Raw genomic sequence first — 13,161 nt, forward strand, 5'->3', positions numbered from 1 at the left:
CGTCAGGCGGCGGCCGGGGGACATTTGCCGAGGGGCCTGCCGGCCGCTACGGGGCCCCTCACGTTCGCGGTAGACCCGAGCGGAGACACCACCAGATCTAAAATGCACCGCAGGCGCTCCCTTCGCTGGGAGAAGAACAAAAAACGGCCGGGTTTCCCCGGCCGTTCCGATTCACGTCGACGCTGGAACGTTACTCCACCGCCAGCCCTTCCACCTTCTGCCAGCCACGCGGCAGCAGATGGCCACGGGTGGCGCGGGTGCCCAGGTAGGTATCCAGATCCTTGAACGACAGGTTCATCGTGCGCTGGCCGCTGCGCACCAGCAGCGTGTTGCCCGGCGCCACCGAGACCACCGCGACCACGCGCTCGGTGGCGAGCTTGGCCTTGGGGATGTCGATGATCTTGTTGCCCTTGCCCTTGTCCAGTTCCGGCAGGTCGCTGGCGGCGATGGCCAGCAGGTTGCCCGAGCTGGTCACCGCCACGATGCGGTCGGTTTCCGGGTTGGCGACCACGGCCGGGGTCAGCACCTTGGAGCCGGAGGTCAGGTTGAGCATCGCCTTGCCGGCCTTGTTGCGGCCGGTGAGGTTCTCGAAGCGGGTCACGAAGCCGTAGCCGTGCGTGGAGGCCAGCACGAAGCGGGTGTTGTTCTCGCCACTGGCCAGGGTCATGAAGGCGCTGCCCGGGGCCGGCGAGAAGCGACCGGTCAGGGGCTCGCCATTGCCGCGTGCCGAGGGCAGGGTGTGGATCAGGGTCGAATACGCGCGGCCCTCGCTGTCCAGGAACGCCACCTGCTGCGTGCTGCGGGCCCGCACCGAGCCCAGCAGCGCATCGCCATCGCGATAGGACAGGGTCGACGGGTCCATGTCGTGGCCCTTGGCCGCACGGATCCAGCCCTTCTCCGACAGCACCACCGTCATCGGCTCGCTTGGCACCAGCTCGGTTTCGTCGATGGCCTGCGCTGCGCCACGTTGCACCAGCGGCGAGCGACGGTCATCGCCGAATTTCTTCGCGTCCGCCACCAGCTCATCGCGGATCAGCTTCTTCAGCTTGGCCTTGCTGTCCAGGATGGCCAGGATCTTGTCGCGTTCCTTGGCCAGCTCCTCCTGCTCGCCACGGATCTTCATCTCTTCCAGGCGCGCCAGCTGCTTCAGCTTGGTGTCCAGGATGTACTCGGTCTGCTCCTCGCTCAGCCCGAAGCGTGCGATCAGCGCCGGCTTGGGCTCATCCTCGGTGCGGATGATGTGGATCACTTCATCCAGGTTGAGGAAGGCCACCAGCAGGCCTTCCAACATGTGCAGGCGGCGCTCGACCTTCTGCAGGCGGTGGTTGAGGCGGCGGGTCACGGTGGTGCCACGGAACTGCAGCCACTCGCTGAGCAGGGTCTTGAGGTTCTTGACCTGCGGGCGGCCGTCCAGGCCGATCACGTTGAGGTTGACCCGGTAGCTGCGCTCCAGGTCGGTGGTGGCGAACAGGTGGCCCATCAGCTGTTCGGCGTCCACGCGGTTGGAGCGCGGCACCAGCACCACGCGCACCGGGTTGGCGTGGTCGGACTCATCGCGGATGTCCTCCAGCCACGGCAGCTTCTTGGCGCGCATCTGCGCGGCGATCTGCTCGATCACCTTCGAAGGCGACACCTGGAACGGCAGCGCGTTGACCACGATGTTGCCGTTCTCCTTCAGGAAGGTGGAACGCGCGCGCACGCTGCCGTAGCCGGTTTCGTACATGGTGCGCAGATCGGCGATCGGGGTGATGATCTCGGCGAAGCTCGGGTAATCCGGGCCCTTCACGTGCTCGCACAGCTCGGCGACCGTCGCATCGGGGTCGTCGAGCAGGTGCAGCAGCGCGCTGACGATCTCGTTGAGGTTGTGCGGCGGCACGTCGGTAGCCATGCCCACGGCGATGCCGGTGGTGCCGTTGAGCAGCAGGTGCGGCAGGCGCGCCGGCATCCAGGTCGGCTCTTCCAGCGTGCCGTCGAAGTTCGGGGTCCAGTCGGTGGTGCCCTGGTTGATCTCGCCCAGCAGCACTTCGGCGATCGGGGTCAGCTTGGACTCGGTGTAGCGCATCGCCGCGAACGACTTGGGATCGTCGGTCGAACCAAAGTTGCCCTGGCCTTCGATCAGCGGGTAGCGGTACGAGAACGGCTGGGCCATCAGCACCAGCGCCTCGTAGCACGCGCTGTCACCGTGCGGATGGTATTTACCGATCACGTCACCGACGGTACGCGCGGACTTCTTCGGCTTGGAGGCGGCATTCAGGCCCAGCTCGCTCATCGCATAGATGATGCGGCGCTGCACCGGCTTTAGACCGTCGCCGAGGAACGGCAATGCGCGGTCGAGCACCACGTACATCGAATAGTCCAGGTACGCCCGTTCGGCGTACTCGCGCAGGGGCAGCTGTTCAAAGCCGTGGAACGCGGGGCGGGCAAGATCGGTCATGCGGGATTGTTACCTGTGGCAAGGGACGGCGACGGCTGTCGCCCTCGCAGGCGGACGATTATCCGGATGCGGCCGGGGATGCCAAGCCGCGTGATGGGTTCAGGGGGTGTCCACTGCGTGCCAGATAGCGCCCGGGCGGGCTGCCGAAGTGGCGGCGGAAGACCGTGACGAAGGCGCTGGGGCTGCTGAACCCCAGTTCGTGCGCGATATCGGACACGCTCTGGCCATCGGACAGGCGCCGCAGGCCCTCGGCCAGCCTGGCCTGCTGACGCCACTGCGCGAAGCTGAGCGTGGTTTCATCGCGGAAGTGCCGGGTCAGTGTACGCGGCGAGAGGCCGGCCCACTGCGCCCATTGGTCCAGGCTGCGGCCATCGGCCGGGTTGGCGATCAGCTGCGAGGCGATGCGCAGCAGGCGGCGGTCCTGCGGCATCGGCAGGTGCATGCGCTGGCGCGGGGCATTGCGGATCTCGTCCAGCAGCACCTCGATCATGTGCTGCTGGCGCAGGCTGGGCGCGGCCGCCGGCACCCATTCGGTGACGCGCAGCGCGAGCGCCTGCAGCAGATCGGAGATGGCCACCACGCACGGCGCGTCGGGCAGGTCATGGGCCATCGCGGCGCTGACGATCACCCCCCAGCCGCGCAAGGGACCGCAGATATCCACCGTGTGCGGCTCGCCCGGCGGCATCCAGCCGGCGCAGCCGGGCGGCAGCGACCAGGTGCCGTGCCGGGTGCGGACGGTCAGCAGCCCGGCTTCCACGCAGATCAGCTGGGCACGCCGGTGCCGGTGCCAGTCGATCTCCCGGTCCAGCCCGCGGGCGCTTTCGATCCGGAAGCCGAGTACCCCCAGCCCGTCATCCCGCTCGAACCAATCCAGCACCTGGTTGCGGATCATCTGGGTGGCGGCCGTCTCCCGCTCTGGCCTGAAAGTGTTATCCATTGTCCAGATTGTAATACCCGGCCAGTCTAGGCCGCCATTAAGGTAGCCGCCTGCCCATTGTTCTGATTGCTGCAACACAGCATTTGGTTCCAGATTAAATATTTCTATTGAGAAATATATTTTTTGGAAGAGAATGCTCACCCATGATCTGCCCTGATGCCCATCCCCCCAGCTTCGGACTCCTGCTGCGCCAAGTGCGCGATGGACTGGTCCGTCAGCTAGACACGTCGATGGCCGAGGAAAACCTCGGCATTGGCTTCACCCACTACCTCGGCCTGAAGGTGCTCGCGGCGCGTGCCCCGTGTACCGCCAACGAGTTGGCCCAGGCCCTGGACCAGGTGCCCAGCGCGGTCACCCGCCTGCTGGACAAGCTGGAAGCCCTGGACTGCGTGCGGCGCGAACCGCATGCCCAGGACCGGCGGGCACTGCAGATCGTGCTGACCGAGCCGGGTCGCCAGTTGTGGGCCCGCCTCAAACAGCGGGGCGACCAGACCATCGACGACGCCATGCGTGACCTGTCTTCGGACGAACGCGCACAGCTGCTTTCCCTCATGACCCGTGTACGCGACTCACTGGTAACGCCATGACTTCCATGTTTGAACGCTCTCATTCACTGCGCCCGCTGCGGCCGGTGCTGGTCTCCGCGCTGGCGCTTGCGCTGGCCGCGTGTGCCAGCAGCCGCGGCCTGGAGCCGCAGGGCCGCCTGCTCGACGCCGACAGCCTGCAGACCCAGCGCACCCTGGCCGCCAACGGCCTGAGCCAGCCCGGCTGGCCGGCCACCGACTGGTGGCGCGCGCTGGGCGACCCCCAGCTCGATGCGCTGATCGCCGAAGGCCTGCAGCGCAATCCTGGCCTGGAGGCGGCCGATGCGCGCCTGCGCCAGGCGCGTGCCCAGATCGGTACCGCGCGTGCCGCACGCCTGCCCAGCCTCTCTGCTTCCGGGGGCTACACCGGTGTGCGCCTGCCCGAATCGATGGTTGGCGACGAACTGGGTGGCAGCTATGCCGGCAGTGGCCAGGCCTACTTGAGCTTCAGCTACGGCATCGACCTGTGGGGCGGCAAGCGCGCCGCCTGGGAAGCGGCCGTGGACAGCGGCCATGCCGCCGAAGTGGACGCCCAGGCCGCGCGCCTGAACCTCTCTGCCGCCATCGCCGAGGCGTACGCGCAGCTGGGCTACGCGTGGAAGCTGCATGACGTGGCCAGCGAAGAACTGGCACGTTCGCAGAAGACCCTGGATCTGACCCGCCAGCGTCGTGCTGCCGGCATCGACAGCGACCTGCAGACCCGCCAGGCCGAAGCGCGCATTCCAGCCGCGCAACAGCAGCAGCAGGCTGCACAGCAGCAGATCGACGAGGCGCGCACCGCGCTCGCCGCGCTGGTCGGGCAGGGCCCGGACCGCGGGCTGCAGATCCAGCGCCCGCAAGTGTTGAACCCGCTGGCGCTGCAGCTGCCCGGCGTGCTGCCCAGCGAACTGCTGGGCCGCCGCCCGGACATCGTCGCCGCGCGTTGGCGCGTGGAAGCGGCCAACCGCCAGATCCATGCGGCCAAGGCCGAGTTCTATCCCAGCCTCAATCTGACCGCCCTTGGCGGTGTGGTCTCCAGTGAAGTGGACCAGCTGCTCAAGAGCGGCTCGACATTCGCCTTCCTCGGCCCGGCGCTGAGCCTGCCGATCTTCGACGGTGGCCGCCTGCGCGCCAACCTGGGCAAGACCGACGCGCAGTACGACCTGGCCGTGGCCGACTACAACCAGTCGGTGGTCAACGCGCTGCGCGACGTCGCCGATCAGGTCAACGCGGTGCATTCGCTGGCCGACCAGGCCAGTGCCCAGGCCCAGGCCGTCAGCACCGCACGCGCCGCCCATGACCTGGCCGAGCAGCGCTACCGCGCCGGCATCGGCAGCTACCTGGACGTGCTCAGTGTCGAAGAGCAGCTGCTGGTCTCCCAGCAGCGGCTGGCCGACCTGCAGTCGCGCCAGATCCTTGTTTCGGTCCGCCTGAGCCAGGCGTTGGGCGGTGGTTTCACCCCGACCAGCGATGCCGCCACGGTCGCCGCCACCCCCGAATCCTCGCATTCCTGAGAGTCATCCCCATGAGTCAGACCTCCGCTCCTGCTGCCGAGAAGGCAGCTCCCTCCCGTCGCGGCAAGCTGCTGCGCGGCCTGCTGGTCATCGTGGTGCTGCTGTTGGCCGCGTTGGCCCTGTGGTACTTCATGTTCGGCCGCTGGTTCGAAGAAACCGACGATGCCTACGTGCAGGGCAACCAGGTCCAGATCACCCCGCTGATCAGCGGCACCGTGGTCGGGATCAATGCCGATGACGGCATGCGGGTCGAGCGCGGCCAGTTGCTGGTCCAGCTGGACCCGGCCGATACCGAAGTCGCCCTGCAGCAGGCTGAAGCCAACCTCGCCAAGACGGTCCGCCAGGTGCGCGGTCTGTACCGCAGCGTAGAAGGTGCGCAGGCCGAATTGAACGCGCGCCAGGTCACCCTCAAGCGCGTGCGCGAAGACTTCAACCGCCGCAAGGATCTGGCCAGCACCGGCGCGATCTCCAACGAAGAACTGGCGCATGCCCGCACCGAACTGGCCGCTGCCGAAGCAGCCGTGGCCGGCTCGCGCGAAACCTTCGAGCGCAGCAATGCGCTGGTGGATGACACCGTGATCGCGACCCAGCCGGACGTGCAGGCCGCCGCCGCGCAGTTGCGCCAGGCGTACCTCAACAATGCCCGCGCCGGTATCGTCGCACCGGTCACTGGTTACGTGGCGCGTCGTTCGGTGCAGGTCGGCCAGCGCGTGCAGCCGGGCACTGCCCTGATGGCCGTGGTGCCGACCGAGCAGATGTGGGTGGAAGCGAACTTCAAGGAAACCCAGTTGCGCCACATGCGCCTGGGCCAGGAAGTGGAACTGCGTTCGGACCTGTACGGCGGCGACGTGACCTACAAGGGCCGCATCGACAGCCTGGGCCTGGGCACCGGCTCGGCGTTCTCGCTGCTGCCGGCGCAGAATGCCAGCGGCAACTGGATCAAGATCGTGCAGCGCGTGCCGGTGCGTATCGCCATCGACGCCAAGCAGCTGGCCGAGCATCCGCTGCGCATCGGCCTGTCGATCAAGGCCGAAGTGAGCCTGCGTGACCAGAAGGGCACCGTGCTGCCGACCGAAACCGCCAAGGGCCAGGTGTTCGATACCGACGTCTACGCCAAGCAGCTGCACAGCGCCGACGACGTGATCCACCAGATCATCCAGAGCAACCTGCCGCAGCAGGCCAAGGCGAGCTGAGGCCACCATGTCCGCACAAGCTCCCGCCGCGCCGGGCGCCCCCGCGGCGCCAGGCATGGCCTTCCGGCCGGCCAACGTCGCCCTGTGTACCGCAGGGCTGGCGATGGCCTCGTTCATGCAGGTCCTGGACACTACCATCGCCAACGTCTCGTTGCCGACCATCGCCGGTAATCTCGGTGCCAGTTCGCAGCAGGCCACCTGGGTCATCACCTCGTTCGCGGTCAGCACCGCGATCGCGCTGCCGCTGACCGGTTACCTCAGCCGCCGTTTCGGCGAGACCAAGCTGTTCGTATGGGCCACGCTGGCCTTCACCCTGGCCTCGCTGCTGTGCGGGCTGGCCCAGAGCATGGGCATGCTGGTGGTGTCGCGTGCGATCCAGGGCTTCGTCGCCGGCCCGATGTACCCGATCACCCAGAGCCTGCTGGTCTCGCTGTACCCGCGTGAGAAACGCGGGCAGGCGCTGGCGTTGCTGGCGATGATCACCGTGGTCGCGCCGATCGCCGGCCCGATCCTCGGCGGCTGGATCACCGACAACTACAGTTGGGAATGGATCTTCCTGATCAACGTGCCGCTCGGCATTTTCGCCGCGCTGGTGGTGGGCAACCAGCTCAAGGGTCGCCCGGAGCACGTTGAAAAGCCGAAGATGGATTACGTCGGCCTGATCACCCTGGTGATCGGCGTGGGCGCGCTGCAGCTGGTGCTCGATCTGGGCAACGACGAAGACTGGTTCAGTTCGACCAAGATCATCGTGCTGGCCTGTGTGTCGGTGGTGGCGTTGGCGGTGTTCCTGATCTGGGAACTGACCGACAAGGATCCCATCGTCGACCTGCGCCTGTTCCGGCACCGCAACTTCCGCGCCGGTACGCTGGCGATGGTGGTGGCCTACGCGGCGTTCTTCAGCGTGGCCTTGTTGATTCCGCAGTGGCTGCAGCGTGACATGGGCTACACCGCGATCTGGGCCGGTCTGGCGACCGCGCCGATCGGCGTGCTGCCGGTGATCATGACGCCGTTCGTGGGCAAGTACGCCTCGCGGTTCGACATGCGCATGCTGGCCACGATCGCCTTCATCTTCCTGTCCTTCACCAGCTTCCTGCGCTCGGGGTTCAACCTGCAGGTGGACTTCGGCCACGTGGCCGGCATCCAGCTGATCATGGGTATCGGTGTGGCGCTGTTCTTCATGCCGGTACTGCAGATCCTGCTGTCGGATCTGGACGGTCGCGAGATCGCCGCGGGCTCCGGCCTGGCCACCTTCCTGCGCACGCTGGGCGGCAGCTTCGCCGCCTCGCTGACCACGTGGTTGTGGGCACGCCGTACCCAGGAACACCACGCGCATCTGACCGAACACATCTCCGGCTACACCCCGGGCATGCAGGACCAGGTGACCGCGATGGGGCAGGGCGACTTGCAGCATGGCGCGGCCGCGCTCAACAACATGATCAACCACCAGGCGTCGCAGATGGGCTTCAACGACATCTTCTTCCTGCTGGGCTGGATCTTCCTGGCCATCATCGCCTTCCTGTGGCTTGCCAAGCCGCCGTTCGGCGCAGGCGCGGGTGCTGCCTCGGCCGGTGGGCATTGAGGTGTTCGCGGTAAGCTGAAACGAAAAAACCCCGCTGAAAGGCGGGGTTTTTTTGTGGTTCCTGACCAGCGTGGAATGCGCTCCGTGCCTTTCCGGGCGCGGCGGCCAGAAACGAAAAAACCCGCTTGCGCGGGTTTGATCATTTTCCGAGTCATGGTGCCCAGGAGAGGACTCGAACCTCCACGAAGTTGCCCCCGCTAGCACCTGAAGCTAGTGCGTCTACCAATTCCGCCACCTGGGCGACTCAGGAGGAGAATTCTGCGGGAGAAGCGTGATTGTGTCAACAGGATCGGGTGGAAATTTTTTCGTGCCAGATCGTTCGTCGCGTCATCGCACGTTCGATGCGGCGACCATCGGGCGTCGCGCGTCGGCGCAGGTCAGGGCCGCGCATCGCCGACGCCCGGAAACGAAAAAACCCGCTTGCGCGGGTTTGATCATTTTCTGAGTCATGGTGCCCAGGAGAGGACTCGAACCTCCACGGAGTTGCCCCCGCTAGCACCTGAAGCTAGTGCGTCTACCAATTCCGCCACCTGGGCGACTCAGGAGGAGAATTCTGCGGGAGATCCGGAATTGTGTCAACAGGATTTCGCAGGAAATTTCATTTGCCACGCATTGCAGCGTCATCGCGGTCCATCCCGCGCGAATCGTGCGTGGCGCGGACGCCAGAAACGAAAAAACCCGCTTGCGCGGGTTTGATCATTTTCCGAGTCATGGTGCCCAGGAGAGGACTCGAACCTCCACGGAGTTGCCCCCGCTAGCACCTGAAGCTAGTGCGTCTACCAATTCCGCCACCTGGGCGACTCAGGGGGCGAATTCTGGCCATGTCCGTGAGGCTTGTCAACGGTTTTGTGAAATTTCTTCACAATCCTGCACAGGCAGTGCCGCTGACCGGTTCTGCACACCCGCAGCGGTTACTATTGAGGTCAATGAAACCAAAGAAACCGACCCAGGGCGCGAAAGCCCCCAAGTCCCCGGCGCCCAAGAAGGCAGCCGGTCCGTCGGGCAAGCCCCGCGCTGCCGCCAAGAAGGCCGGCAAGCTGCCACCCTGGATGCCCGAATCCCTGAACACTCCTGAGCCGCCGCGTGGCAACAAGCGGGGCCCCAAGCCCGCGCACGCCGGGCCGATCCCGACCCGCCGCCGCCCGCATCCCACCCCGCTGGACGGTGAAGTGCAGCTGGATCCCTTCGCCGCCCGCGAGGCCGAGCGCTATGCGCAGCCGATCGCCAGCCGCGAGGCGATCCTGCAGCTGCTCGACCGCTGCGATGGCCCGCAGACCGCCGAAGAGATCGCCATCCATCTCGGCCTGACCGAGCCGGACCGCGCAGATGCCCTGGGCAAGCGCCTGGGCGCGATGTGCCGTGACGGCCAGCTGGTGCAGAACCGCCGTGGCGGATTCGCGCCGCTGCAGGCGGTCAACCTGATCACCGGCGTGGTGATCGCCAACCCGGAAGGGTTCGGCTTCCTCCGCCCGGTCGAAGGTGGCGACGATCTGTTCCTGCCGCCGTTTGAAATGCGCAAGGTGCTGCATGGCGACCGCGTGCTGGTCAACGTGACCGGCATCGATCGCCGTGGCCGCCGCGAGGCGAGCATTTCGCGTGTGCTCGAGCGCGGCATGAGCCGCCTGATCGGTCGCTTCAGCGTCGAATTCGGCATCAACTATGTGGTGCCCGACGACAAGCGCGTGCAGCGCAACGTGCAGATCCCACCCGACCAGACCGGCGAGGCCCGGGATGGCCAGCTGGTGGTCTGCGAGCTGACCCAGGCGCCGGATACCCGCCGCCCGCCGATCGGCCGCATCATCGCCGTGCTTGGTGACAAGCTGACCGCGTCGCTGGTGGTGGAAACCGCCATCCACGGCCATGAACTGCCGTTCGAGTTCCCGGCGGAAGTGCTGGCTGAAGCCACCGCAGTGCCGATGGTGGTCACCCCGGAACAGATCGGCCATCGCGAAGACCTGCGCAACACGCCGCTGGTCACCATCGATGGCGAGGATGCCAAGGACTTCGACGACGCCGTTTATTGCGAACCGAATGCCGAAGGCTTCCGCCTGGTCGTGGCGATCGCCGATGTTTCCAACTACGTGCGTCCTGGTACGCCGCTGGATGATGAAGCGCAGAAGCGCGCGACCTCGGTCTACTTCCCGGGCTTCGTGGTGCCGATGCTGCCGGAGACGCTGTCCAACGGCATCTGCTCGCTGATGCCCAAGGTCGACCGCATGTGCTTCGTCTGCGACATGCAGGTCAACCGCGAGGGCGAGGTCATCCACTCGCGCTTCTACGAAGCGGTGATGAACTCGCACGCGCGCCTGACCTACAACCAGGTCTGGGAAGCGGTGGGCGAGAACGACCCGGCCGCGCGCAAGGCGATCGGTCCGCTGATGCCGCAGGTGGATCGCCTGTACCAGCTGTATCACGTGCTGGCCAAGGCCCGTACCCGCCGCGGTGCGATCGAATTTGAAACCTCCGAAGTACGCTTCGTGCTGGACAACACCGGCGAAGTCACCCAGGCCGGGATGATGGTGCGCAACGATGCGCACAAGCTCATCGAAGAATGCATGATCGCGGCCAACGTGCAGGCTGCGCGCTACCTGCTGGCCAAGCACGTGCCGGCGCCGTTCCGTGACCATGAGCGCCCGCCGGAATCCAAGTACGCCGACCTGCTCGAGTTCCTGAAGGAATTCAAGCTGAGCCTGCCGCCGTGGTCGAAGGTGCAGCCGGCCGATTTCACCAAGCTGCTCAAGAAGGTGCGCGACCGACCGGACGCGGCACTGCTGGAATCGGTGCTGCTGCGCAGCCAGAGCCTGGCGGTGTATTCGCCGGACAACCTGGGCCACTTCGGCCTGGCACTGGATGCGTACGCGCACTTCACCTCGCCGATCCGCCGCTACCCCGATCTGCTGGTGCACCGTGCGATCAAGCACGCGCTCAGCGGGGCCGCACCGGAGAAGTTCACCTACTCGCCGCGCGAGATGGCGGCACTGGCGCTGCAATGCTCCGAGCGTGCGCGTCGTGCCGATGAAGCCGAGCGCGAAGTGGACGAGCGTTACCGCGCCGCGTGGATGGAAAAGCACGTCGGTGGCCAGTTCGATGGCGTGATCAGTGGCGTGACCAGCTTCGGCCTGTTCGTGGAACTGGACGAATCCAAGGTCAACGGCCTGGTCCACGTGACCCAGCTGCCGCACGACTATTACCAGTTCGACGCGGTGCGCAAGACGCTCAACGGCGAGCGCCGCGGCAAGATCTACCGTCTCGGCGACCGGGTGCGGATCCTGGTGCTCAAGGCCAGCATGGAAGAGCGCAAGATCGACTTCCGCCTGGTCGAAGAGAAGGACGATTCGCTGCCCGAGCTGCCGCCGCGCGGCCAGCCGGCCAAGCGCCAGAAACAGAAGTACTGATCGACGCGTACCGGCCCACGGCCGGTACGCGGTAGTGCCGACCGTCGGTCGGCACACCGTCCACCCGCCCCCGCGGGTGGCATGGTGTTTCCCACGGACCCCGTCGGAGCGATCCCATGCCGTCCCTCCCCGAATACAGCGGCGGCTGCCAGTGCGGCGCGATCCGCTTCCACGTGGTGGGTGAGCTGACCCACAGCTCGATCTGCCACTGCCGGATGTGCCAGAAGGCGTTCGGCGCGTACTACGCCCCCCTGGTATCGGTGCGTGGCAGCGAATTCCGCTGGACCCGCGGCGAGCCCCGGCGTTTCCAGTCCTCCAACATGGTCCAGCGCGGCTTCTGCGCCGACTGTGGCACCCCGTTGACCTACGAAGCCCCGGATGGGGTGGCGATCGCGGCGGGCGCTTTCGACGAGCCGGCCCGCCTGCCGCCGACGATCCAGTACGGGATCGAAGCCAAGCTGCCCTTCGTGGACCGCCTGGGCTCGCTGAGCGCGTTGCGCAGCGAGGAGGATGCCGAGGCCGGCGACTTCCTGCTGCATATCGTTTCCCACCAGCACCCCGACCACGACACCAGCGACTGGCCACCCCGCTGAAGGCAGGCCGTGAACGCCCCCGTGAACGCCCGGCAGGGCAGGGTGGGCCTTGATGCTCTACCATTACCAACCCCTTTACCGGTCCCGCCCCCCGCAATGAGCAAGCAAAGCCAGTGGATCGTCGGCGTCAACGCCGTCGCCTCTTCGATCGAGAATGATGCCGAGAACGTCCGCGAGGTCCTCATCGAGGCCGGTGCGAAGAATCCGCGTCTGACCGAGATCGAGGAAAACGCACGCCGCAAGGGCATCGACGTGCGCAAGGTGAACACCCAGGCGCTGGACGGTGTGGGCGGTTCGGTGCGTCACCAGGGCGTGGCGGCGCGCTACCAGGCCGCGCGGACCTGGGGCGAGAACGAACTGGAAGGGCTGGTCGAAGCGGCCGAGGGCAAGGCCCTGCTGCTGATCCTTGATGAAGTGCAGGATCCGCACAATCTCGGCGCCTGCCTGCGCAGCGCAGCGGCCGCCGGTGCCACGGCGGTGATCATTCCCAAGGACAAGTCGGCCTCGGTCAACGCGACCGTGCGCAAGACCTCGGCCGGCGCGGCCGACCGCATCCCGGTCGTGCAGGTGACCAACCTCTCGCGCTGCCTGAAGGACCTGCAGAAGCTGGGCGTGTGGATCTACGGCCTGGCCGGTGAAGCCACCGAGTCGCTGTACGCAATCGACCTCAAGGGCAACGTGGCGCTGGTGCTGGGTGGCGAAGCCGACGGCCTGCGCCGCCTGACCCGTGAAAACTGCGATGGCCTGGTCAAGATTCCGATGCCGGGCGATATCGAGAGCCTGAACGTCTCCGTCGCCACCGGCGTGAGCCTGTTCGAGGCCGTCCGCCAGCGCGGTGTAATCCCCACGCGCGGGGGGTAGAGCCGACCGTTGGTCGGCTGCCGACCCACCCACGTAGAGCCGACCGTTGGTCGGCTGCCGTCCTGCCGCGTAGAGCAGCCGACCAACGGTCG

Annotated in this window: 9 protein-coding genes and 3 tRNA genes; 7 read left to right on the forward strand and 5 right to left on the reverse strand. The window is 66.5% G+C overall.

Annotated elements, in window-relative coordinates; genetic code table 11:
* Positions 1-190: 190 nt before the first annotated feature.
* Both parC and PV764_RS19970 read right to left on the reverse strand, forming a co-directional pair.
* Positions 191-2,434, reverse strand: a complete 2,244-nt coding sequence (gene parC / locus PV764_RS19965) for a DNA topoisomerase IV subunit A (protein ID WP_046272035.1) — start codon at positions 2,432-2,434, stop codon at positions 191-193.
* A 58-nt stretch (positions 2,435-2,492) separates the two neighbouring features.
* Positions 2,493-3,371, reverse strand: coding sequence for an AraC family transcriptional regulator (locus PV764_RS19970; protein ID WP_019184374.1), 879 nt, complete (start codon positions 3,369-3,371; stop codon positions 2,493-2,495).
* 143 nt (positions 3,372-3,514) lie between these two features.
* Between PV764_RS19970 and PV764_RS19975 the strand changes: the two genes are divergently transcribed.
* Genes PV764_RS19975 through PV764_RS19990 form a run of 4 tightly spaced genes read left to right on the forward strand, consistent with a single transcriptional unit; the run spans position 3,515 to position 8,220 of the window.
* Positions 3,515-3,958 (forward strand): MarR family winged helix-turn-helix transcriptional regulator, encoded by a 444-nt coding sequence (locus PV764_RS19975; RefSeq protein ID WP_019184373.1) that lies wholly within the window; start codon positions 3,515-3,517, stop codon positions 3,956-3,958.
* Positions 3,959-3,963: 5 nt separating this feature from the next.
* A complete protein-coding gene (locus tag PV764_RS19980; protein ID WP_019184372.1) occupies positions 3,964-5,448 on the forward strand; it encodes an efflux transporter outer membrane subunit in 1,485 nt (494 codons plus the stop codon).
* 11 nt (positions 5,449-5,459) lie between these two features.
* Positions 5,460-6,641: a multidrug efflux MFS transporter periplasmic adaptor subunit EmrA gene (gene emrA / locus PV764_RS19985; RefSeq protein WP_046272032.1), complete on the forward strand. Its 1,182-nt coding sequence runs from the start codon at positions 5,460-5,462 to the stop codon at positions 6,639-6,641.
* Positions 6,642-6,648: 7 nt separating this feature from the next.
* The gene (locus tag PV764_RS19990; protein WP_019184370.1) at positions 6,649-8,220 is read left to right on the forward strand and encodes a DHA2 family efflux MFS transporter permease subunit; all 1,572 of its coding nucleotides are present in this window, start codon (positions 6,649-6,651) and stop codon (positions 8,218-8,220) included.
* Positions 8,221-8,374: 154 nt separating this feature from the next.
* On the opposite strand, the gene PV764_RS19995 is transcribed toward PV764_RS19990, so the two are convergent.
* The 3 genes from PV764_RS19995 to PV764_RS20005 form a co-directional block, all read right to left on the reverse strand.
* Positions 8,375-8,461: transfer RNA gene (locus tag PV764_RS19995), tRNA-Leu, on the reverse strand.
* Between the two features lie 208 nt (positions 8,462-8,669).
* Positions 8,670-8,756 (reverse strand) — tRNA-Leu (locus PV764_RS20000).
* 175 nt (positions 8,757-8,931) lie between these two features.
* Positions 8,932-9,018 (reverse strand) — tRNA-Leu (locus PV764_RS20005).
* A gap of 128 nt (positions 9,019-9,146) precedes the next feature.
* Between PV764_RS20005 and rnr the strand changes: the two genes are divergently transcribed.
* The 3 genes from rnr (at position 9,147) to rlmB (ending at position 13,069) form a co-directional block, all read left to right on the forward strand.
* On the forward strand, positions 9,147-11,615 hold the full coding sequence (gene rnr / locus PV764_RS20010; RefSeq protein ID WP_046272031.1) for a ribonuclease R: 2,469 nt from the start codon (positions 9,147-9,149) through the stop codon (positions 11,613-11,615).
* A 116-nt stretch (positions 11,616-11,731) separates the two neighbouring features.
* Positions 11,732-12,208, forward strand: a complete 477-nt coding sequence (locus PV764_RS20015) for a GFA family protein (RefSeq protein WP_019184368.1) — start codon at positions 11,732-11,734, stop codon at positions 12,206-12,208.
* Between the two features lie 96 nt (positions 12,209-12,304).
* Positions 12,305-13,069, forward strand: a complete 765-nt coding sequence (rlmB, locus tag PV764_RS20020; protein WP_421117402.1) for a 23S rRNA (guanosine(2251)-2'-O)-methyltransferase RlmB — start codon at positions 12,305-12,307, stop codon at positions 13,067-13,069.
* Positions 13,070-13,161 lie beyond the last annotated feature (92 nt).

This window comes from Stenotrophomonas sp. AS1, from assembly GCF_048957655.1.
In the GTDB taxonomy this organism is placed as follows: domain Bacteria; phylum Pseudomonadota; class Gammaproteobacteria; order Xanthomonadales; family Xanthomonadaceae; genus Stenotrophomonas; species Stenotrophomonas bentonitica_A.